A 20657-nucleotide genomic window follows, 5' to 3' on the forward strand; every position below is an offset into this window, starting at 1 on the left:
TCACAATCTGGCTACGGCGCGGAGATCTTCGGCGGTTGTCGTCGGCAGATCGAAAAACTCGAGATAGGCTGGAATTTGCTCGAACAGCATGTCCGTCCCCACCTGATACTGGCATCCGAGAGCCCGTGCCGCGGCAAGAAAGGGCGTTATTTCCTTGCTGAGCACGACCTCCCCGACAAAGGCTGTCGGTGCGATCCGCGAAACATCGAAAGGCAGGGGATCGGTATCATTCATACCGAGCGGCGTCGCATTGACGACGATCTCGTATCCGGCGGGATCGGATATGCCGGTTTCGACCCGCAGGTTCGGATAATGACGGCGCAACCGGTCTGCGAGCCCGTCCAACATCAGGCTCGAAGGATCGGAAAGCGCCAGTTCCGCAAGCCCGGCTTTGGCGAGGGAGGCGGCGATTGCAGAACCGACACCACCGGCACCGGCCATGATTGCCCTGCTACCCGCAATCCGGCGCCCGCGGCGCAAGACACCCCGCACGAAACCTTCGCCATCGAACATATCGCCAAACAACGTGCCATCCGGCTTGAGCTTCACGGCATTGCAGGCCCCGGCCACCTGGGCATTTTTCGAGATCTCTCCAAGCAGTGCCATGGTCGAGATCTTGTGCGGCATGGTGATCAGCGCGCCGTGGATATTGGAAAGTCGGAACACGAGTTTCAGGAAAAGCCCGTAGTCTTCCGGGCGGCATCCCATCGGCACGACAACGGCATCGATACCGTTCTTTTCGAAATAGGGATTGTAGATCAGCGGCGCCTTGAACGAATGCGTCGGGAATCCGAGATGCGCGATAAGTTTCGTGTTGCCGTTGATCATCGGCTTCTACCTTCCGGCTGCCATCTGGAACCGTTTCAATGCCGCCCGAGAATTTCGCCCAGGAATTTGCGGGTACGCTCGTGCCGGGGATTGGAGAAGAACTCGGCGGGCGGCGCCTCTTCGACGATCGCGCCGCTCGCCATGAAGACTACCCGATCGGCGACCTGGCGGGCGAAACCCATTTCGTGGGTGACGCAGATCATCGTCATGCCCTCCTCCGCCAAGGCGATCATCGTATCCAGCACTTCCTTGACCATTTCCGGGTCGAGGGCCGATGTCGGTTCGTCGAACAGCATGACCTTCGGCCGCATGCAAAGGGCCCGCGCGATTGCCACCCGCTGCTGCTGACCGCCGGAAAGCTGTGCCGGGTATTTTTCCGCCTGCTCGGAAATTTTGACTCGGTCCAGTAGCAGCCTGGCGCACTCTTCCGCCTCCGCCTTGCTGAGCCCAAGCGATCTCATCGGCGCGAGCATGCAGTTCTGCAGCACGCTCAGGTGCGGGAAGAGGTTGAACTGCTGGAACACCATGCCCACCTCCCGGCGCACAGCATCGATCGTTTTCGACGCGTGACCAAGCAGAATGCCACCGACATGGATTTCGCCCTGCTGATAAGATTCCAGATGGTTGATGCAGCGGATCAGGGTCGATTTCCCGCTGCCCGACGGCCCACAGAGAACGATCTTTTCGCCCTTGCCGACGGTCATGTCGATATTGTGGAGCGCCTGAAAGGCGCCAAACCATTTTCCGACGCCTGACATGGTGATCATCGGCTCGGAGGCGTCCGGTCGGATCGCGGCTTGTGTCATGGATAAAGCTCCGAAATGGTCCTTGCACGGAAGGCGAAAGATTGGCTCGTGGTGATCATGAGCGGGATGTAGCGGCGAAACGGCGTTCCAGATGCGCTCCGTAGATCGTCAGCGGGCAGCACATCAGGAAATACAGGGCACCGACCACGCTAAAGACTGTCAACGGCTGGAATATCTGGTTGGAAATGATGTTGCCGGCGCGAGTGAGCTCGGTGAACCCGACGATCGAAGCAAGCGACGTGCCCTTGATCAGTTGCACGAGGAAACCGATCGTTGCCGGCAGCGATATGCGGAGTGCCTGCGGAAGGAGTACATCCTTCATCCGCGAGACATAACCGAGGCTGAGGGCTTTGGCGGCTTCCGTCTGGCCTTTGGGCACGGCCTCGATTGCGCCGCGCCAGATTTCGCCAAGATAGGCGCTTGCATGCAGGGTCAGGCCCAGCGAGACCGCCGCCCAGGCGTCCATCTTGATGCCGACCAGCGCCAGGCCGTAATAGACGACGAAAAGCTGCATCAATAAAGGCGTGCCCTGAAACACGGCGATATAGGCGGCCATGATGCGCTCGACAGCAGCGATGCCGCAGGTTCGGGCCAATGCCACGACGAGCCCGGCGATCGAGCCGCAGACAAAGGCGACTGCGGACAGGGCAACGGTCCATTTCAGACCCATAAGCAGGAAAACGAATTCCTCGCGACCCACGGTATCTCTCCCTCACTTGACCGGATAGCTGAAGTAGCGGGATGAGAAGAGCGCGAAGATGCGCATCATCACCCAGGAAATGACGAGGTAGAAAGCCGTCACGGTGAAATAGACCTCGAAGCTGCGAAAACTCTCGGATTCAATGCGCTGCGATACCGAAGTCAGTTCGTAGGCAGAGATTGCCGATGCAATGCTGGTCGACAGCGTCAGCAGCACGAACTGACTGGTCAGAGAGGGATAGATCGCCCGCAATGCGGGTTTGAGTATGATCAGCCTGAAGACCTGTGCCTTGTGCAGTCCAAGCGCCAGCCCGGCCTCCATCTGGCCCTTGGGGATGGATTGTACCCCGCCCCGGATGATCTCGATCGCATAGGCGCCGCCGTTGATACCCAGGGCGATAATGGCGGTCGGTGTCGGATCAAGCCGGATGCCGGCCAGCGGAAGAGCGAAATAGATAAAGAAGATCTGCACCAGAAACGGGGTATTGCGGATCAGTTCGACGAAGCCGATGACCAGCCAGCGCAGGAACTTGATCGGTGACTGGCGCAGAACGACCCCGCCGATACCGATGACGGTCGCCAGAAGCATGCCGCAGATCGCCAGCGTGAACGTGCCAAGACAGGCCGCCAGCAGATTGGGCAGGCCGTCGATGACCGGAGTGAAATCCATTGTATAATTCATGGCTTTTCCTGCAGTCCCGTCTCAGGACGGATTGATCATGCCCGCCATGGCCTCGATGGCGAGTTCATAGCCCCTGGCGCCGAAACCGATCATGATACCGGTCGCGGTGCGGGAGATCAGAGAATTGTGGTAGATGCTCTCGCGGGCATGGACGTTGGAAATGTGAAGCTCGATCTTCGGCCCGTCGAACATCTTGAGCGCATCGAGAAGCGCGATCGACGTGAACGTGTAACCGGCGGGATTGATGACGATGCCGCCGGCTTCGCGGCGTGCCTGATGCACAGACTCCACCAGCTCGCCTTCGAAATTCGTCTGGCGAAAATCGACCGAGAGACCAAGGGTTTCGGCCTTGGCCCGGCATCGCTCACCGATATCCGACAACGTCGTCGTGCCGTAGATCGCGGGTTCCCTCTCGCCTAAAAGATTGAGATTGGGACCGTTGAGAACAAAGATGGTCTTGCTCATTGACAATAGCTCCAGCTGAACCGGTGCCGGGCAAGCAGCCCGGCACCGGCACGCGCGTCGCGGTTCGACGCGTCGCCTCGTGGCTAAGTTGGATCGGAAGCGAGTTGGTCAGTTCGTCGTAAACGAAATGCCTTCGAGGCTTTCAGGGAACTGCGGGACAGGCACCTTCATCCACTTGTCGTAGAGCTTCTTCAGTTCGCCATTGGCTTTGATCTTGTCGATGAAGGCATTGATTGCGACATTGATCTCTTTCTCGCCGAGGCGAGTGCAGGCACCGTTGTAAAGCCGCTGGAACTCGAGCTTGTTCTCGAATTTTCCAGGAACTGCCTTTTCTACCCGGTCCATGTAAAAAATATTGCCGCCAAGCGCATCGGTCTGGCCGGACGCAAGAGCCTGGACGCTGGCCGCATCACCGTCATAACGGCGGATGGTGGCCGTCGGCGGCGCATTTTTGGTCACCTGCGTATCCTGTGCCGCACCCTTGGCGACACTGATCGTCAGCCCTGCCATGTCATCGTTCGTCTTGATTGACTTGTCTTTTGGGCCAATGAGAACAATGGCATTGGCGACATAGGGCTTGCTGAACTGGACCGCCTTGGCGCGGTCGGGAAGCATGGCCATGGTGGCGAAAAGCACGTCGACACGGCCGGTGGTCAGTGCCGGGATTCGGTTGTTGACCTCAAGCGGGACGAATTCCACCTCGACACCCAGTTCCTTGGCGAAAAGCGTGGCGATATCGGCGTCAAGGCCATCCTGCTTGCCGCCGCTGGTGACGAAACCCCACGGAGGGTTGTCACCCTGAATGCCGACGACGATCTTTCCCTTGGCTTTGATTTCCGCCGGCGTAACAGCGAAAGCCGGCTGCGACAGCGACGTCGCGGCAACAAGCGCAACGGCGGCCAAAAGCGCATCCCGGCGCTTTAGTGCAAACTTGAACATCTGATCCTCCTCTAATGGCCCTAAGGCCCACCAGCACTCCCCTGCTGACAAACGTGAAGTTGCCACGACATTCGCACAACATCAACATAGTTTTTTAAAAATGTATGATGATTTTCATTTGCGCATCAAATCCACGTTATATTATATGAAGATCAAAGCTCGGGAGGAGCTTGGCAGGAGAACGCGATGAAAACGTCGATCGCCACGGTTTCGATCAGCGGAGAGTTTCCCGAAAAGCTGGCAGCCATTGCGGCCGCGGGTTTTGACGGCGTTGAAATCTTCGAAAACGACTTTCTTGCCTTTGATGGCAGTCCGGCGGATGTTGGACGAATGGTTCGCGATCATGGCTTGGAAATTACGCTATTCCAGCCGTTCCGCGATTTCGAAGGCATGCCGGAACCCTTGCGAAGCCGAACCTTCGACCGCGCAGAGCGCAAGTTCGATATCATGCAGCAGCTCGGAACCGATCTCGTTCTCGTCTGCTCGAACGTCTCGCCCGCAGCACTTGGCGGCATCGATCGCGCCGCTGCTGATTTTCATGAACTCGGCGAGCGCGCAGCAAAACGTGGCCTGAAAGTCGGCTACGAGGCCTTGGCATGGGGCCGCCACATCAACGATCATCGCGACGCCTGGGAAATCGTGCGCCGTGCCGATCACGCCAATATCGGCATCATCCTCGACAGCTTTCACACCCTGTCCCGCAAGATCGACATCAATTCGATCCGCTCCATCCCCAAGGAAAAGATCTTCATCGTGCAGATGGCCGATGCGCCGCTGATCGATATGGATCTGCTGTACTGGTCGCGCCACTTTCGCAACATGCCGGGCGAAGGCGACCTCCCGGTCGTGGATTTTACTGCTGCGGTGGCGGCGACCGGCTACGACGGATATCTTTCGCTGGAGATATTCAACGACCAGTTTCGCGGCGGCTCGGCCAAGGCAATCGCCGCCGACGGGCATCGCTCACTGATCTATCTGGGCGACCAGGTACGCCGCAATCCGGATGCCTCCACATTAACCATGGCCGAAATGCCGGAACGCGCGGCCGTCAAGGGCATTGGGTTCGTGGAGTTTTCCGCAGACGAGGCGGACGCTGAAAACCTTGAGAAGATCCTCAAAGCACTCGGGTTTCGGAGAACTGCCACACATCGCAGCAAAAAGGTGTCGATCTTCGAGCAAGGCGGTATCCGGCTGTTGATCAACACGGAACAACAGGGCTTTGCCAACGCGTCTTTCGCGGTACACGGCACGTCGGCCTATGCAATTGCGCTGATGGTGGACGATGCGCAGCAAGCGTTTTCACGCGCAATCGCCCTTGGCGCGGATCCGTTCATCCAGCAAGTGGCCGACGGCGAGGTAGAAATTCCTGCCATTCGAGGTGTCGGCGGTGGGCTGATCTATCTGATCGACGCCAATAGCGAACTTGGTCGTTTTGCCGAAATCGACTTCCGGCCGGCGACGGACGATGAGAAGATCGTGCCGACACATCTGCAGCATGTCGATCACGTGGCGCAAACGGTCGCCTATGACGAGATGCTCACCTGGCTTCTGTTCTACAACTCCATTTTCGAAGCCCACAAGACACCTATGGTCGACATAATAGATCCCGCTGGGGTGGTCCGCAGTCAGGTGGTGGAGAACATTTCCGGTACGTTGCGGATCACCTTGAACGGTGCGGAGAACCGACGCACCCTCGCGGGACATTTCATCGCCGAAAAATTCGGTTCCGGCGTGCAGCATATCGCCTTCCACACGGACGACATATTTGCGACGGCCGCCGCATTGCGCGCCAACGGGTTTCAACCTCTGACAATCTCGCCGAACTATTACGGCGACGTCGAAGCGCGCTTCGGTCTTGATCCGGATCTCACCGAAAGGCTGAAGGCGGACAATATCCTCTATGATCGCGACGACCACGGCGAGTATTTCCAGCTTTACAGCTCGACCTTCGGCGAAGGCTTCTTTTTCGAAATCGTGCAGCGCAGCGGTTATCGTGGTTATGGTGCCGCCAATGCCATTTTCCGTATAGCGGCCTTGAAAAAAGCGCTTCGGCCCGAAGGTGTACCAAAGCTGTGAGCCAAGTTGTTCATGCCTTTGTTTCAGCTGGCGCGTCGAAAATTGCGATATCGTTTGAGCAGATGGCATCGGTGCGATTATATGACGATAAGAAAAATGCCCGAGAAATGCTGATGTTGCTGGATACCCCCGCCGAAACCGTTGCCGAGAGCACATATAATCGAATTAGAGCCGACATCATTTTCGGAAGGCTGCATCCTGGCCAAAAACTGAAGCTCGACAAACTGAAGGACGGCTATGCAACAAGCGTCAGTACGCTTCGGGAAATACTGAACCGCCTGTCTTCGGAGGGACTTGTGACGGCTGAAGGGCAGCGCGGTTTCGAAGTGGCGACCATCTCAGTGACGGACCTGAAGGAAACCGCCGAACTTCGCCTGCTTCTGGAGACCCATGCGCTGGCGCAATCCTTCGAAAACGGTGGGGTGGAATGGGAGGCAAGATTGGTTTCCGCTCACCACAAGCTTGCGCGAATGGAACAAGTGATGGCAAGCGGCGATACCAGCAGAGCCGAAGACTGGAAGAGATATGACTGGGAATTTCATCAGTCACTCATTTCCGCGTGCGGTTCGACGCTGCTTATGGATACCCATTCCGTCGTTTTCGACAAATACCTGCGTTATCAAATGGTTGCGCTATCCTATCGTGGTGATGTCGCGTCCAACGAACATCAACTGCTTCTAGACGCCGCGTTGAAGCGGGATCAGCAGGTTGCCAAGGAGGTGCTTGCAAGACATATCCAGGGCGGCGTCGAACACGCGCTGACCAGAAAGCCGTTGGCACGAGGATGAAAGGCCTGAGACAAGAAGATTCCGGCAGGTCATTGCCACACCATACGAGCAATGTCAGCGAGATCGTGTTCCGGCAGTTGCGCGAGGATATCATCCTCGGCGTCCTGCCGCCGGCGACGAAGATCAAGCTGGAGCAAGCAAGGCAACGTTATTCGATCAGCGTTTCGTCTCTTCGTGAAATTCTCTACAGGCTGACTGCGGAAAACCTGGTGATCGCGGAAGGGCAGCGCGGCTTTGAAGTCAGCCCTGTTTCCCGGCAAGAACTGATGGAGCTTGCCGACCTTCGCATCGTGCTGGAATGCCACGCGATTGCTCTGTCCTTTGCACTAGGCGATCTGGAATGGGAAGGCCGGATCGTCGCTGCGCATCACAGGCTGGTAGCGGTAGAGCGGAAGCTTTTGGCAGGCGATACCTCACGCACGATCGACTGGGTACGCTATGATTGGGAATTCCACCAGGCCATCGTTTCCGCCTGCAATTCTGCAACCTTGATGCAGAGCCTTTCCTCGGTTTTCGACCGCTTTCTTCGTTACCACATGCTCGCCGAGAATTTTCGCGGGCAGGCAGTTGTCGACGACCACCAATTGTTGTTCGAACTGGCGTTGAAAAAGGATGCGGAGGCAGCGCAACGCTGCCTCCGCCGGCATGTTCGAAGCGGTATGGACCATATCCTTAAATCCCAAGCCTACCCTTAACTGCTCCTTAAAAGAAACGAGCCGCCGAACAGGATATTCTGTGTGTGAAGTTGCTGACTCCATGGGATTTCACAGCGCAGCAGTGGCATATTTATAAGAATTCCAGAGAATTTCGCGAATCGAAAGTCCAAACGCGTCAGCTTGCCGGCTGCAATATAGCCGACTGCTGATCTTTCTTAATCCTGCGGGGGGTCAGAAGGGATCTCCGATCCAATCTTCGTGCCCGTGACGGATGCGTATCACAAAAACACTCTCATCATCGTTGATCCGATAAACCACCAACTGAGCCTTGAAAGGATGTATTCTGACAGGCGGAGAAATCTCATCCCGCTCACGCGCCAATCGAGGGGTTGCGGCAATGAGATCGAGCACAGCAAAAAGTTCATCGTGATATCGTTTGGCGACCACGGTTCCAAAGGTGCGGAGACCTTGTTCAGCGATCGCAACGATGTCCTCTTCAGCTTCGGCAGAGAGGCTGAATGGCATCAATCACGTCCGCCGGTGATCTCGGCCCGCGCAACGGCGCTGGCGAACAACTCGTCCTTAGAACGGGTTCCAACGCCACTCCTGATCCCGTCATCGACGAAACGCTGCATCGCTGCAATTTTGTCAGAGCGAGTCTGGTCTCTGCGGATAAGGTCCCTGACGTAATCACTCACGTTTGAATATCGGCCAGTCTTGGCTTGCGCTTCGACCCAGTCTTTCATTGGGTCGGGGAGAGACACATTCATTGTCGCCATTATAGTCTCCTTGAGGCTTCAAAATACTCCGTTATGGCAAAGTTTGTCAAAGGCCAAAACTGCAAATGAAACTCCTGATGCAATGCGAATCGACCGCTCCAGATTTTGCCGTATGCCCCGATTTCCAACTGACCGAAACAGAACGGATATCCTGAAACCTGCATATAGTTGAGCACCAGGTACACACCCAGCCGCCACCATATCCGCCTCACCGAACATTTCGCCGATAGCTGAGTGCCTCCGGTCGCAATATCTCCTGACGCCAGTTCATAGCCCAGGGCACTTCAATGAATAGTATAATATTATTCGATCATGCCGTTGGTTTGGCTATGGTTTGAGCCATATCAAGGAGCCATGCCAATGACGTCTCTCCCTACGGTTTTTTTCCTGAACGGTCCGAATGCCAATCTTTACGGCCTCGACAAGTCCGGAACCTATGGAAGCGAAAGTTTCCAATCGATCGGTGATCGGTGTCACGCCCATGCGGCGACAATCGGTATTCAGCTCGATTTCCGGCAATCCAACCATGAAGGACAGATCGTCGACTGGATTCAGGAAGCGCGACAGGCGGCAAACGGTCTGGTGATAAATGCGGCCGGCCTGACCTATAGCTCTATCCCGATCCTGGACGCATTGCTCGCCTATGACGGCCCCATCATCGAAGCGCATATGAGCAATATCTGGAAACGTGAGCCGTTCCGCCATAATTCTTACGTTTCCAAGGCCGCCACGGGCGTAATCGCCGGTCTGGGCGCACTCGGCTACGAGCTCGCCCTCACGGCGGTCGCAACGCTGATCCGGCAGGGTGGTTCGAAATGACTCGACCTACCTGCTGCTCTACAATGCATTCTGATTTCGAGGCCTGAAACAATGCGCTGAGCCGCAAGGCATCGAGCTTCGCCGCAGTGAAGATATCAACAATTCCGATACCATTCGCTCGGTGCCCGTCATCAACCCGGAACTCGTCGTCGATCTAGGGCCATGACCCTGTCAGGCAGGACAGAACATGCCGCCCTTGGCGAAGGCCTCGCGAAGATAGTCGGCAAACGCTTGTACAGCAGGACGAAGGCCGTTCCGAGTGAGACGCAGAAAGGTGACGGTCGCGGGCGCAAGCGGTTCCGAGATAGGCAGCAGAGCGATCCTGCTGCCGTCATAGCCGATCGTCGTGCGAGGCAGGACGTTGTGCAGGGAGTAGCCCTGACCATGGCCGACAAGCCCGCGTATGAGCTCGGATGAGCGGGTCTTGAAGGCAACCTGTGGCTCCAGTCCGCAGGTTGCGAACAGCGAGAAGAAATAATCCCGCGAATGCGGAAGGTCGAGCAAGATGAAGGGTTCATCGGCAAGTTCGGCCAGACTGATTTCGTCGCGACCTGCCAACGGATGGCTGGCGGCGACAAGCGCATAGGGCGGCAGGTCGGCAAGCTTCTCACCGGTTATCTCGTCTGGTACCGCGAAGTGATAAGAAAGTGCCAGTTCCGCGCAGCCCGAAACGAGGTGGCCGATCAATTCCTGCTGGTCGCCCTCCTCGAGCTTTACCGAAATGCCCGGATAGCGCTGCGCAAAGCCGGACAGAAGAGCCGGCATGAAGCGGATAGCCAGTGTCGGGAAACTGCCGACAACGATCTCGCCACGCAGAGAATCGCCGAGCGCCTGTGCGCTGTTGGCAAAATCCCGGGCGTGGCTGAGCAGTCGCCGGGCATCGTTGACATAACGCTGGCCGGCCGCCGACAGGGTGACGCCGCGAGCGTGATGGCGGATGAAGATCTGGATACCGAGCTGCGCTTCTACCTGCGCCAGCGCCGTTGAGATCGAAGGCTGCGACACGTTCAGTCTGCGGGCCGCCTCCGTGACGCTTCCACAGTCTGCCGTCTCAACGACATAGCGGAGTACACGAAGAGACGTGTTCATAGTTTCAACCTATCAAGTGCGGCAGATAGCAATATTTTCCGATGCTAAGACCTTCGGCATCACCCGTCCAGCTTAATTTATTAGCAGAATGACAGTTCGAAGCATCGGTGACTGCAGAATAGGCATTGCGATCACGCAGGACCACTGCACGGAAAACCACTCGATCCGCGCAATTCGACATGCACCAATCATTGTCGCCTTAAGTCTTTCCCGTGACTAGACGGACAGACGAACACATAGACGGTGTCTGCACTAACCCACCACGGCGAGGATCGGACGAGCACATCCATGTCCGTCCGGTTGCCATGAGCTTAGTCGCCTTTCCCACCGCTCTGCCGCACGGCCTGCAGAGCGCCTGCCATCACGGCTATATCGCACCGTTCCGGTTTCTTTCATTCCCCCCTGTACCTCTGACAGTGATCGTTACCGAGGTTGGGAAGGCGATACCGTCGCCGCTGTGGGAGGTTTTTTCTACGCTCGAAGCATGTCCGAGATCGAGAGGCGCCCGATCCCCACATGCCGTGGGATAGCCGAGCAACCATTTTCACTGATCGAAACCGACCCTGAACAACGTTTGGTGTTCCCAATTCGAGATAGGCCGAAACTAAGCAAAGACTATCTATCTCACGAAACGAGATAGCGTAGCCCTATGCGAGGAATTGTTGGTTGATATAGGCATTAATAATTCCCCAAGTGACTGAAAAATAATCAAATTAAAGCGATATAATGCCTAATTTATAAGCCGTCCGCACCTTGCGTTTCCTGCCTTTCATCAAGAGTATTTCGGCAGAAACGATAAAAGAGGGTGATCGAAATGCTCATGATGAAAAAAATCGGCTTCGCTTTCGGCATGCTGGCCGGCGTGCTGTCCGCCGATCTGGCGGCGGCTCAGACGAAGATGCGGCTCGCGGTGGAAACCACCGGTGGCGACCCCACCAACGTGATGCTCACCACCTTCCGCGACGAGCTCAAGAAGACGAGCGGCGATGCATTTTCCATCGAATTCGCCGATGGCGGATCGCTCGGCGACGAGAACGCGCTGGCCGAACTCATCCGTGCCGGCGTGGTCGAAGTCATCCCGCTCGGCTCCGATGGCGTTGCCGCTCTGGATGCGAAATTCTCCATCTTTGATACGCCCTTCCTGTTTTCCGGCAAAGAGCAGGCACGCGCAGCACTCGACGGCGAACTCGGTCAGATCATGGCCGCCTCGTTGAAGGAAAAGGCCAATCTCGAGGTCCTGGCCTTTGGCGAACTCGGCGTGCGCGTGATCAGCAACTCCAAGCGTGCAATTTCCACTCCAAAGGACCTGAGCGGCCTCAAAATCCGAACGCCGAACAGCCCGACACGCATCATGGCGTTCCAGACCCTCGGTGCTGCACCGACCACTCTTGCCCTCGGCGAAGTTTACATGGGTCTGAAGCAGGGCATCATCGACGGTCAGGAAAACCCGCTTTCCGTTATCAAGGAGTTCTCGCTGTTCGAGACGCAGTCCCACATTTCGCTGACCAACCATATCTACACCCCGATCACCCTGGTCATGAACGGCGCGGCATTCGATGCTCTGCCCGACGATCTCAAGGCCAAGGTGAAGGCCGCCGCCAAGGCCAGCGTCGAGAAGACCCGCACCCTTTCAGATGAAAGCGACACGAAACTCGTTGCCGAGTTCGAGAAGGTTGGCGTGACGGTAACCAAGCCCGACATCGCAGCCTTCCAGTCCGCTGCAGCCCCGGTTCGTATCAAGATTGCGGAAGTGGTCACCCCGGAATTTATGACCAAGGTTGAGGAGACGCTTCGTTGACCGCGACAGCATCCCCGTCTCCGGCGAAAGCCGGAGACTACCCGCAGTTTCGCTATGACGGTTCAGGCGACCTGGCGCGCATCGGATTGATCTACATTGCCTCCAGCGTTGTGATGGAAGAGGAGATGTGGGCGATGTCCGCCAAGGGCGTCTCCACCCATACTGCCCGGATCAAGCTGCCGAAGGTGACGGTTCAGGGCATCGAAGAGATGATGAACGCGCCAGAGCTGGAAGTCGCTGCACGCATGGCCGGCGCCGCCCCGATCGATGTGCTGCTGTTCGGCGGTACAAGCGCCTCGTTCCTCCACGGCACGGCATACGACAAGGCACTTATTGATAAGATCCGACAGTGGGTGCCGGGTCCCAAGGTAACGACGGCATCGACGGCAACCTTGGCAGCGCTCAATCAGGTAAAGGCCGGCAAGGTGGCGCTTGCTACCCCGTATCTGCCGGAGATCCATGAGCGGGCCATCCGGTTTCTGGAGGAGAACGGGCACGCGGTCGTCAAAAGCGGATACCTGAGCATATCGGATGACCACGCACTGGCGGAGGTCTCGATCGAGGAAGTCTACGACCACGTGCTGTCCGTCGATCATCCAGATGCCAGCGCAATCTTCATATCATGCACCAACTTCCGGTCCGTCGGCGCCATCGAAGTGCTTGAGGATCGTCTGGGCAAGCCTGTGATATCGGCAAACCAAGCATCCTTTTGGCACTGCCTCGAGCTTACCGGAGTCGCCGGGAGCCGTCCCGGCTACGGCCGCCTTTTCGACGGCTATACCGCAAAGGGAGACGAAGAATGAACGAAGTTGTCGCCCCGACGCCAAGCGAGATTCTGCGCGAGGACATCACCCGCCATTCGAAGCTGCGCAGCATGTTCACGTGGTTGGTCGAGACCGCCGCCATCATGCTGCTGATATTCCTGGTCGGCCTCGTGCTGGCCAATTCGCTTGGACGCTATCTTTTCTCCATGCCGCTACCCTGGACCGAGGAGGTCGTGACGGCGCTGCTGATGTGGCTCGGTGCGCTCGGCATCACCATCGGCGCGCTCAAGAACGAACTCATCAGCTGCGCCATCTGGACACGCCGCCTGACCGGCCTCTCCAGCTATGCGCTGGTGATATTCCAGTCGGTCTTTTCCATCGCTGTCGTGGTCGTGATCGGAGTTCTGGCCTGGCGCTACCTGGGAATTTTCGGTTCCGACCGTACGCCGATCCTCGGCATATCCAAGGGCGTGGCGATTTCGGGGATCCTGGCAACCTGCGTCGGCCTGGGCATCGCCTTCGCCTTCAACATCATCGAGGGGAGGAAGAACTGATGCTCGGTCTTGCAGCCATTACACTCTTCGTTCTATGCGCTTTCGTGCTGATCGGCCTGCCGATCGTGATATCGCTCGCCGCATCGGTCCTGTTCTTCCTGGCTTTCAGCGGCGGCTGGGAGCTGGCATTGCCTCAGCAGACGCTCGGCGGTGTCGGAGACTATATCCTCATCACACTACCGCTCTTCATCCTTGCCGGCGGCATCATGAATGCCACCGGGATCGCCGACAAGCTGTTCGATTTCGGTGTCGCACTGGTGGGGTGGATGCGCGGTGGCCTGGCCCATGTCGATGTCGTCGCAAGCGTCATGTTCGGCGGCATGATCGGCACCTCGGTCGCCGACCTAGCCGGCAGCGGATCGATCACCATTCCCAAGCTCAAGGCACATGGCTATCCGGGACCGTTCGCGGCGGCAGTGACGGCGACATCCTCAGGCATCGGCGTTCTCATTCCGCCAAGTTCGCCGATGATCCTCTACTCTGCCGTTACCGGCACGTCGCTCGGGGCGCTTTTCCTGGCCGGCGTCGTCCCGGGGCTCCTGATGGCCGTGGTGATGATGATCACCATCTCCATCCTCGCACGCCGCAACGGATGGAAGGCCATGGGAACGTTCCAGTGGTCAGAGGTCATTCGTACGGGAAAGTACGCCATACTGCCGCTTGGCATGCCGGGGCTCATCCTCTTCGGCCTGATGTTCGGTGTCTTCACCGCTACAGAAGCGGGGGCGTTCGCTGTTGCCTATGCGCTAATCCTCGCTGCCGTCGTCTATCGGACATTGACATTCGCCAATCTGCGCCGCGCGATGGTCGATTCCTGCATTCTGACCGGCGAAGTGCTGATGGTCGTAGGCTTCTCTACGGCGCTCGGCTGGGCGCTCTCGCAAGCCGGGGTGCCCGCAGCGCTGGCTAACGGGCTTGAAACGGTCTTCCCGTTCGAAAACACGACGCTGAAGATCTTCGCGCTTCTCCTGATCGCGCTGATCGCAGGAATGGTGCTCGACCCGCTAATCCCGATGATCATGCCCGTTCTGCTCCCCTCGTTGATGGTCATGGACGTCGATCTCGTTCATTTCGGCGTGCTGATGGTTATGACGGTGGTAATCGGCCAGGTGACTCCGCCGGTTGCTATAGCGCTGCTGGTCGCCGCCAAGATCGGAAACGAGGATATCATCAAGGTGACGAAGGCGAACACGCCGTTCCTCATAGCGCTCTTCTTGTTCCTGATCCTGCTGACGCTGTTTCCGGCTCTTTCGACGGCTTTGCCAAACCTCCTGAAATGACCGGACGCCGATAGGCTGAATGAATGACCGCTATCAAACGCTTCTCCTGGCCCGTTTAAAAGATCGGCCGGGCCAGACAAGTGCGCCCGGGCCGGATGGTCAAATTTGCCCGGGCGTGAACAGGAAGGATGCTTCCTTCCCATCACCTCGTCTTGCGCAGGTTTCTGCGCGCTACAACTTCGATCAGCCATTCACACGTCCCCGGAGTGGGCAACGATGGCCGATCGCATTGCCCAATTCTAGGAAGTGAAGATGACAGCCGAAAAAATCGATACACTCGTTGTTGGTGCCGGTCAGTCGGGAATAGCGATGAGCGAGCACCTGCGGGACTGCGGAGTGCCGCACATCGTGCTCGAGCGCAGGCGGGTCGCCGAACAGTGGCGCTCGGGCCGCTGGGATTCGCTCGTGGCCAACGGACCGGCCTGGCATGACCGGTTCCCGAACCTCGAATTCGACGACGTCTCTCCAGACACCTTTCCGCCCAAGGAGAGAATGGCGCGCTACTTCGAGGACTACGCGAAGATGATCGCCGCTCCGGTCCGAACCGGCGTCGAGGTCAGGCGCGTTCAACGCAACGAGGGACGCCCGGGCTTCCTCGTCACCACGTCCGAGGGAGTGATCGAAGCGCAGCGGGTGGTGGCAGCAACCGGTCCCTTCCAGGTACCGAGTTATCCGAAGATCATTCCCGCAGATTGCGGGATCGATCAGCTCCACTCGTCGGCCTACAAGAACCCCGAGCAACTGGCCGAAGGCGCCGTTCTCGTGGTCGGCGGCGGCGCTTCGGGATCACAGATCGCCGAGGAATTGCAGCGTGCAGGCCGCAAGGTCTATCTGTCGATCGGCGAGCACTATCGTCCGCCTCGCTCCTACCGCCAGCGCGACTATGTCTGGTGGCTCGGCGTTCTGGGCAAGTGGGACGAAGTCAAGACGATTGCAAAGAAGAAACACGTGGCCTTCGCCGTCAGCGGTTATGATGGCGGCAAGACCATAGACTTCCGCAATCTCGCGCAAAACGGCGTCACGGTCCTCGGCCTCACCAAAGGCTATGAGAACGGTGTTCTCAGCTTCGCCGACGATCTTGCTGCCAACATCGCCGAGGGTGACCGCGCCTATCTCGAAGTGCTGCGCGAGGCAGATGCCTATATCGACCGCAACGGCATCGACCTGCCTGCGGAGAACGAAGCCTGGGAGATAGCGGCAGACCCCACCTGCATTGCAAATCCCGTCCTTGAACTGGATCTGGCCAAGGCCGGGATCAAGAGCATCATCTGGGCGACCGGCTTCAAGTTCGATTTCAGCTGGCTCGACGTGGATGCCTTCCACCAGGACGGCACGCCGTTTCACAAGCGCGGTATCTCGTCAGAGACGGGCATATACTTCCTCGGTCTCCCTGAACTGACGAACCGTGCCTCCTCGTTCATCTACGGCTGCTGGTACGACGCCAAATACATCGCCACCCATATCGTCGTGCAGCGCAATTATGTCGCCTACGAGAAGGACTAGGGGATTGCCTATAACCTCCGAAGCCGCCGCCATCCCCGGGACAATGACGGCCGTCATAGCCGAGGTAAGTGGTGAGCCAGACGTTCTGACATCGGTGCAGCGGGATACCCCCGTTCCGGCCGAGGGCGAGGTGCTGATCGCGGTGGCGGCGGCCGGCATCAACCGGCCCGACATCATGCAGCGTTCCGGGGCATTGCCGGCGCCGGCAGGCGTGTCCGATATTCTCGGACTTGAGGTTTCAGGCCGTATCGTGGCCTGCGGCAAAGGCGTCGATCCTGCCCTTTCGGGATCGGCGGTCATGGCCCTCGTCAAGGCGGGTGGTTATGCGACCCATGTCTGCGCCCGCGCCGACCATTGCCTGCCGGTCCCGAAAGGGATTTCCCTGGTAGAGGCGGCTGCTCTTCCGGAAGGGCTCTTCACCATCTGGCACAACCTTTTCGACCGGGGCAGACTTCGGTCCGGCGAAGTGTTGCTGATCGAGGGCGGATCATCCGGCATCGGCACGCTGGCACTGCAGCTTGCAACGGCTGTCGGAGCAAGCGTCATCGCGACGGCTGGTGGGCCTGAAAAATGTGCTCGGCTGGCAGCGATGGGCGTCTGCGCAATCGACTATCGGGAGCCGGGTTGCGATGAGCGCATCCTGGCGGAGACCAAGGGGCGAGGTGTCGATGTCGTTCTCGACATTTTGGGCGGCGAGGCTGTCAACCGCCACTTGGCGGTCATGGCGCCGGGCGGGCGCCATGTCGGTCTTTCTTTCATGACCGGAGCGACTGCCTCGATCGATCTCGGGCTGGTCATGCGCAAGGGGCTCTGGCTGACGTCCTCGACACTGCGGCCGAAGACCGATGCGGAAAAGGCCGGGATCGCGCGGGATATCGCAACACATCTCATGCCGCACCTGGGCAAGTCCAGCGTACGCCCCGTCATCTCCTCCGTCCTACCGCTGGACGAGGCGGCCGATGCGCATCGCCTGCTCGAGGGCGGCGAGAATTTCGGCAAGATCGTCCTGCTTATGCCGGATGTCGCATGATACGCCTGTCTCTCTATTGGGGCTCCGCCTCGCCTTTCGTGCGCAAGGTCATGGTCTGCGCGCATGAACTCGGCCTTGCCGGCCGGATCGACATTCGCGACAGCGCCGCAAACCCGATCCAGCGGGACACCCGCATCCAGGCAGTCAATCCGCTGGCCAAGATACCCGCGGCAGAGACGTCCGACGGGACAGCGCTGTATGACAGCCGCGTCATCTGCGAATATCTGGATCATCTGGCGGCTGAGGAGCAGGAAACCGCCGTATCGCGGCTGTTCCCGCCTGCCGGACCGGCACGCTGGCTGGCCTTGCGCCGGCAGGCGCTGGCCGACGGCCTACTCGATGCGGCATTGCTGATACGCTACGAAAAACTGCTGCGGCCGGACGAACTACGCTGGACGGAGTGGACCGACAAGCAGGGCGAGAAGGTATCCGACGCGCTGGACGCGATGCTTGCCGACATCTCCGGCCCGGGCACCGTGGACATCGGCAGCATTTCCTCTGCCTGTGCGCTCGGCTGGCTCGATTTCCGCTTTCCCGATCTGGACTGGCGCAACGGACGGCAAGCGCTTGCGGACTGGCATGCCGCTTTTGAGGATCGCTCCTCCATGCTGGCGACACGGCCACGGGCATGACGACAGACTTACAGCCGCCAATTTAAAAAAAGGAACAAAATCGCATGGCCCATACCCGCATTCGCAAGTTCAACACCAAGGAAACCTATCCGGAGCAGAAGCTGGACAACGATCTTGCCCAGGCCGTCGTTGCCCGCGGCACGGTGATCTTCCTGCGTGGCCAGTGCCCTCAGGATCTCGATACGGCCAAAAACATCGATAGCCATGATCCGGTCGAGCAGACCCACAAGGTGATGCAGAACATTCGCCAGTTGGTCGAAGAGTCCGGCGGCAAGATGGCGCATGTCACCAAGCTCGTCGTCTATCTCACCGACGTTCGCCATCGCGAAGCCGTCTACCGGACCATGGGCGAGTATATTCACGGCGTGCATCCCGTCTGCACCGGTTTGGTTGTCGTGGCGCTCGCTCGCCCCGAGTGGCTGGTGGAAATCGACGCGACAGCCGTGATCCCGGATTAACGGGCTGCTGGCAAACTAACTTTATCGAGGATCACCATGACATTTTCTATTGTCGGTCACTGCCCTGAAACGGGGATGTTCGGACTCGCGATCTCGTCCTCCTCCCCCGCAGTGGCTGCACGGTGCGCCTTTGCAAAAGCGGGAGTTGGAGCGGTCTCCACGCAGAATGTAACGGACCCTCGCCTTGGTGCGCGAGCGTTGGAACTGATGGAGCTGGGAGCCACTGCAAACGAGGCGTTGAGCATACTGGAGAGGACCGGTGAGCATATGGAGTGGCGCCAGGTCCTGGCAGTCGGGTGTAGCGGCGAAAGTGCAATCTATTCCGGTCCCCATGTTCTCGGATTATGGAGCGAGGCAAAGGATAAGGATGTGGCGTCGGCCGGCAATCTTCTTGCGAATGTCACTGTTCCAAAAGCAATGGTGGCCACGTTTCGGCAAAAGACCGGTGGCCTGGGACAGCGGCTCATGGCGGCTTTGGCCGCAGGACTGGATGCTGGCGGTGAGGCCGGTCCTGTGCATTCGGCAGGCCTGCTGCTTGTTGACCGGCAAAGCTGGCCTCTCGCGGAACTGCGCATCGACTGGACGACCGATTGCCCGATAAAGGCCTTGACGGAGGCATGGGATATCTATGAGCCGCAAATGGACGCTTATGTGACCCGGGCCCTAGACCCTCGCATTGCTCCCTCCTACGGAGTGCCTGGCGACGAGTGACGTCAGTGCGAGCCTAACGCACCGCGCCAGAAACAGGGAGGTGGCCCGCGGAGCCAAGCCCAAAGCGCCTGCATTCCCTTCATGTGAAAATCGCGCGGCCAATTCATGCAGAGACTGATGATGAATACGATTTCCGAGATACTGTCTCGACTGGTTGCGTTTCCCACCATATCGCTGCAGTCGAACCTTGCGCTTCTGGATTACGTAGAGAGCCTTCTTATACCGGCCGGGATTACCGTTCGCCGATTTGCTCATTCCGATGGCACGCGTGCAAATCTATGGGCAACGGTTGGACCGGAAGTGGATGGAGGCATCATTCTTTCCGGCCACAGCGATGTGGTGCCGGTAGCAGGCCAAGACTGGCAGTTCGATCCATTCGTCCTCCGGCCTGACAAGGGGCGCCTATATGGCCGTGGCGCCGTGGACATGAAGGGCTTCGTCGCCGTTGCCTTGCATACGATGCTGAAAGCTGCCGAACAGAATTTGCATAGGCCACTGCATCTCGCCTTGTCCTATGACGAGGAGGTGGGCTGTCTCGGCGTGCGCGGTATGATTGAGAGCCTAGCGCAAGAGCCACTACGTCCTGCCTTCTGCCTTATAGGTGAGCCTACGGGTATGCGTCTTGCCACAGGCCACAAGGGCAAGGCAGCCCTGAGGGCGTGTTGCCATGGTCAGGAAGGACATTCGGCACTGGCTCCGGAGGCATTAAACGCTCTTCATCTGGGGGCAGCCTTTCTGCAGCGTTTGCAGATACGGCAGAAGGAATTCGCCTCAGGTGGTGCGCGCGATTGCGACTACGCGATCCCTTATACCACTCTTCATGCGGGCCTCATGCGAGGAGGCGAAGCGCTCAACATAGTACCCGCATCCTGTGAGATCGTGTTCGAGATCCGCCATATCGCTGCGGACGACCCATCGGCGATCGTTTCGGATCTCCGCTTGGATGCGGAAGACATAGTTGCCCCGTATCGCGACCGATTCCCAGGAGCAGGGATCACCATTCAGCACTTGTCTGCTTACCCCGGGCTCGATACGGCAGCGGACAGCCCGATTGTGACCCTGATCCAGGGACTTCTCGGCAGTAATCTCTCCACCATAAAAGTTGCCTATGGAACAGAAGGGGGGCTTTTCTCTCAAGCTCTCGATATCCCCGTCCTGATATGTGGACCGGGCGATATGGCGCAGGGACATAAGCCCGATGAGTATATCGAGGTATCCCAGATAGAGAAATGCGAGCAGTTTCTTGCACGACTTGTCGCCGTGTTGGCAGAAGCATAATGCGCTTGTTCTGCGGTTGATGG

At 58.3% G+C, this 20657-nt stretch carries 23 protein-coding genes; 14 read left to right on the forward strand and 9 right to left on the reverse strand.

The genetic code is table 11. From position 1 onward, the window contains the following. From FHP24_RS11080 to FHP24_RS11105, 6 genes are all read right to left on the reverse strand, one after another. Positions 1 to 828, reverse strand: coding sequence for a shikimate dehydrogenase family protein (locus tag FHP24_RS11080; protein WP_139676272.1), 828 nt, complete (start codon positions 826 to 828; stop codon positions 1 to 3). Between the two features lie 35 nt (positions 829 to 863). After that, positions 864 to 1595, reverse strand: coding sequence for an amino acid ABC transporter ATP-binding protein (locus tag FHP24_RS11085; protein ID WP_139676928.1), 732 nt, complete (start codon positions 1593 to 1595; stop codon positions 864 to 866). Between the two features lie 94 nt (positions 1596 to 1689). Further along, on the reverse strand, positions 1690 to 2334 hold the full coding sequence (locus FHP24_RS11090; RefSeq protein WP_139676273.1) for an amino acid ABC transporter permease: 645 nt from the start codon (positions 2332 to 2334) through the stop codon (positions 1690 to 1692). Between the two features lie 12 nt (positions 2335 to 2346). Then, a complete protein-coding gene (locus tag FHP24_RS11095; protein WP_139676274.1) occupies positions 2347 to 3015 on the reverse strand; it encodes an amino acid ABC transporter permease in 669 nt (222 codons plus the stop codon). Positions 3016 to 3036: 21 nt separating this feature from the next. Beyond that, a complete protein-coding gene (gene aroQ, locus FHP24_RS11100; protein ID WP_139676275.1) occupies positions 3037 to 3480 on the reverse strand; it encodes a type II 3-dehydroquinate dehydratase in 444 nt (147 codons plus the stop codon). A gap of 108 nt (positions 3481 to 3588) precedes the next feature. After that, positions 3589 to 4419, reverse strand: a complete 831-nt coding sequence (locus FHP24_RS11105) for a transporter substrate-binding domain-containing protein (protein ID WP_139676276.1) — start codon at positions 4417 to 4419, stop codon at positions 3589 to 3591. 186 nt (positions 4420 to 4605) lie between these two features. Between FHP24_RS11105 and FHP24_RS11110 the strand changes: the two genes are divergently transcribed. From FHP24_RS11110 to FHP24_RS11120, 3 genes are all read left to right on the forward strand, one after another. Then, the gene (locus FHP24_RS11110) at positions 4606 to 6495 is read left to right on the forward strand and encodes a bifunctional sugar phosphate isomerase/epimerase/4-hydroxyphenylpyruvate dioxygenase family protein (RefSeq protein WP_139676277.1); all 1890 of its coding nucleotides are present in this window, start codon (positions 4606 to 4608) and stop codon (positions 6493 to 6495) included. Between the two features lie 113 nt (positions 6496 to 6608). After that, positions 6609 to 7283: a GntR family transcriptional regulator gene (locus FHP24_RS11115; protein ID WP_139676278.1), complete on the forward strand. Its 675-nt coding sequence runs from the start codon at positions 6609 to 6611 to the stop codon at positions 7281 to 7283. Next, complete coding sequence (locus tag FHP24_RS11120; RefSeq protein WP_139676279.1) at positions 7280 to 7978, forward strand: GntR family transcriptional regulator; 699 nt, start codon at positions 7280 to 7282, stop codon at positions 7976 to 7978. The genes FHP24_RS11115 and FHP24_RS11120 overlap by 4 nt, the downstream gene beginning before the upstream one ends. Positions 7979 to 8170: 192 nt before the next feature. Here the strand turns inward: FHP24_RS11120 and FHP24_RS11125 are convergent, their stop codons facing one another. Both FHP24_RS11125 and FHP24_RS11130 read right to left on the reverse strand, forming a co-directional pair. Next, positions 8171 to 8464: a type II toxin-antitoxin system RelE/ParE family toxin gene (locus FHP24_RS11125; protein WP_139676280.1), complete on the reverse strand. Its 294-nt coding sequence runs from the start codon at positions 8462 to 8464 to the stop codon at positions 8171 to 8173. Further along, positions 8464 to 8718 (reverse strand): type II toxin-antitoxin system ParD family antitoxin, encoded by a 255-nt coding sequence (locus FHP24_RS11130; protein WP_139676281.1) that lies wholly within the window; start codon positions 8716 to 8718, stop codon positions 8464 to 8466. The genes FHP24_RS11125 and FHP24_RS11130 overlap by 1 nt, the downstream gene beginning before the upstream one ends. Positions 8719 to 9078: 360 nt before the next feature. On the opposite strand from FHP24_RS11130, the gene FHP24_RS11135 reads away from it, so the two are divergent. Beyond that, the gene (locus FHP24_RS11135) at positions 9079 to 9537 is read left to right on the forward strand and encodes a type II 3-dehydroquinate dehydratase (protein WP_139676282.1); all 459 of its coding nucleotides are present in this window, start codon (positions 9079 to 9081) and stop codon (positions 9535 to 9537) included. Between the two features lie 171 nt (positions 9538 to 9708). Here FHP24_RS11135 and FHP24_RS11140 read toward each other — a convergent pair whose 3' ends face one another. Next, positions 9709 to 10626, reverse strand: a complete 918-nt coding sequence (locus tag FHP24_RS11140) for a LysR family transcriptional regulator (protein ID WP_139676283.1) — start codon at positions 10624 to 10626, stop codon at positions 9709 to 9711. Between the two features lie 820 nt (positions 10627 to 11446). On the opposite strand from FHP24_RS11140, the gene FHP24_RS11145 reads away from it, so the two are divergent. The 10 genes from FHP24_RS11145 (at position 11447) to argE (ending at position 20634) form a co-directional block, all read left to right on the forward strand. Next, positions 11447 to 12424, forward strand: a complete 978-nt coding sequence (locus tag FHP24_RS11145; protein ID WP_180355971.1) for a TRAP transporter substrate-binding protein — start codon at positions 11447 to 11449, stop codon at positions 12422 to 12424. Next, a complete protein-coding gene (locus tag FHP24_RS11150; protein WP_139676285.1) occupies positions 12421 to 13227 on the forward strand; it encodes a maleate cis-trans isomerase family protein in 807 nt (268 codons plus the stop codon). The genes FHP24_RS11145 and FHP24_RS11150 overlap by 4 nt, the downstream gene beginning before the upstream one ends. Then, a complete protein-coding gene (locus tag FHP24_RS11155) occupies positions 13224 to 13742 on the forward strand; it encodes a TRAP transporter small permease (protein ID WP_139676286.1) in 519 nt (172 codons plus the stop codon). The genes FHP24_RS11150 and FHP24_RS11155 overlap by 4 nt, the downstream gene beginning before the upstream one ends. Next, on the forward strand, positions 13742 to 15022 hold the full coding sequence (locus FHP24_RS11160) for a TRAP transporter large permease (protein WP_139676287.1): 1281 nt from the start codon (positions 13742 to 13744) through the stop codon (positions 15020 to 15022). Before FHP24_RS11155 ends, FHP24_RS11160 begins: the two co-directional genes overlap by 1 nt. A gap of 252 nt (positions 15023 to 15274) precedes the next feature. Beyond that, complete coding sequence (locus FHP24_RS11165) at positions 15275 to 16525, forward strand: flavin-containing monooxygenase (protein WP_139676288.1); 1251 nt, start codon at positions 15275 to 15277, stop codon at positions 16523 to 16525. Between the two features lie 4 nt (positions 16526 to 16529). After that, a complete protein-coding gene (locus FHP24_RS11170) occupies positions 16530 to 17555 on the forward strand; it encodes an NAD(P)H-quinone oxidoreductase (RefSeq protein WP_246091703.1) in 1026 nt (341 codons plus the stop codon). A 5-nt stretch (positions 17556 to 17560) separates the two neighbouring features. Then, positions 17561 to 18187, forward strand: a complete 627-nt coding sequence (locus FHP24_RS11175; protein WP_394344619.1) for a glutathione S-transferase family protein — start codon at positions 17561 to 17563, stop codon at positions 18185 to 18187. A 44-nt stretch (positions 18188 to 18231) separates the two neighbouring features. Further along, positions 18232 to 18645, forward strand: coding sequence for a RidA family protein (locus tag FHP24_RS11180; RefSeq protein WP_139676290.1), 414 nt, complete (start codon positions 18232 to 18234; stop codon positions 18643 to 18645). 36 nt (positions 18646 to 18681) lie between these two features. Then, a complete protein-coding gene (locus FHP24_RS11185) occupies positions 18682 to 19356 on the forward strand; it encodes a DUF1028 domain-containing protein (protein WP_139676291.1) in 675 nt (224 codons plus the stop codon). A 117-nt stretch (positions 19357 to 19473) separates the two neighbouring features. Next, positions 19474 to 20634, forward strand: coding sequence for an acetylornithine deacetylase (gene argE / locus FHP24_RS11190; RefSeq protein WP_342782339.1), 1161 nt, complete (start codon positions 19474 to 19476; stop codon positions 20632 to 20634). Positions 20635 to 20657 lie beyond the last annotated feature (23 nt).

It is taken from the genome of Aliirhizobium smilacinae, from assembly GCF_006335145.1.
Classification (GTDB): domain Bacteria; phylum Pseudomonadota; class Alphaproteobacteria; order Rhizobiales; family Rhizobiaceae; genus Neorhizobium; species Neorhizobium smilacinae.

Excerpts from the sequence above, each read along its gene's own strand:
- FHP24_RS11080 (WP_139676272.1), bottom strand. The coding sequence starts at position 828 with ATGATCAACGGCAACACGAAACTTATCGCGCATCTCGGATTCCCGACG.
- FHP24_RS11085 (WP_139676928.1), bottom strand. The coding sequence starts at position 1,595 with ATGATCACCATGTCAGGCGTCGGAAAATGGTTTGGCGCCTTTCAGGCG.
- FHP24_RS11095 (WP_139676274.1), bottom strand. The coding sequence starts at position 3,015 with ATGAATTATACAATGGATTTCACTCCGGTCATCGACGGCCTGCCCAAT.
- aroQ (WP_139676275.1), bottom strand. The coding sequence starts at position 3,480 with ATGAGCAAGACCATCTTTGTTCTCAACGGTCCCAATCTCAATCTTTTA.
- FHP24_RS11105 (WP_139676276.1), bottom strand. The coding sequence starts at position 4,419 with ATGTTCAAGTTTGCACTAAAGCGCCGGGATGCGCTTTTGGCCGCCGTT.
- FHP24_RS11110 (WP_139676277.1), top strand. The coding sequence starts at position 4,606 with ATGAAAACGTCGATCGCCACGGTTTCGATCAGCGGAGAGTTTCCCGAA.
- FHP24_RS11115 (WP_139676278.1), top strand. The coding sequence starts at position 6,609 with ATGTTGCTGGATACCCCCGCCGAAACCGTTGCCGAGAGCACATATAAT.
- FHP24_RS11120 (WP_139676279.1), top strand. The coding sequence starts at position 7,280 with ATGAAAGGCCTGAGACAAGAAGATTCCGGCAGGTCATTGCCACACCAT.
- FHP24_RS11125 (WP_139676280.1), bottom strand. The coding sequence starts at position 8,464 with ATGCCATTCAGCCTCTCTGCCGAAGCTGAAGAGGACATCGTTGCGATC.
- FHP24_RS11130 (WP_139676281.1), bottom strand. The coding sequence starts at position 8,718 with ATGGCGACAATGAATGTGTCTCTCCCCGACCCAATGAAAGACTGGGTC.
- FHP24_RS11135 (WP_139676282.1), top strand. The coding sequence starts at position 9,079 with ATGACGTCTCTCCCTACGGTTTTTTTCCTGAACGGTCCGAATGCCAAT.
- FHP24_RS11140 (WP_139676283.1), bottom strand. The coding sequence starts at position 10,626 with ATGAACACGTCTCTTCGTGTACTCCGCTATGTCGTTGAGACGGCAGAC.
- FHP24_RS11145 (WP_180355971.1), top strand. The coding sequence starts at position 11,447 with ATGATGAAAAAAATCGGCTTCGCTTTCGGCATGCTGGCCGGCGTGCTG.
- FHP24_RS11155 (WP_139676286.1), top strand. The coding sequence starts at position 13,224 with ATGAACGAAGTTGTCGCCCCGACGCCAAGCGAGATTCTGCGCGAGGAC.
- FHP24_RS11160 (WP_139676287.1), top strand. The coding sequence starts at position 13,742 with ATGCTCGGTCTTGCAGCCATTACACTCTTCGTTCTATGCGCTTTCGTG.
- FHP24_RS11165 (WP_139676288.1), top strand. The coding sequence starts at position 15,275 with ATGACAGCCGAAAAAATCGATACACTCGTTGTTGGTGCCGGTCAGTCG.
- FHP24_RS11180 (WP_139676290.1), top strand. The coding sequence starts at position 18,232 with ATGGCCCATACCCGCATTCGCAAGTTCAACACCAAGGAAACCTATCCG.
- FHP24_RS11185 (WP_139676291.1), top strand. The coding sequence starts at position 18,682 with ATGACATTTTCTATTGTCGGTCACTGCCCTGAAACGGGGATGTTCGGA.
- argE (WP_342782339.1), top strand. The coding sequence starts at position 19,474 with ATGATGAATACGATTTCCGAGATACTGTCTCGACTGGTTGCGTTTCCC.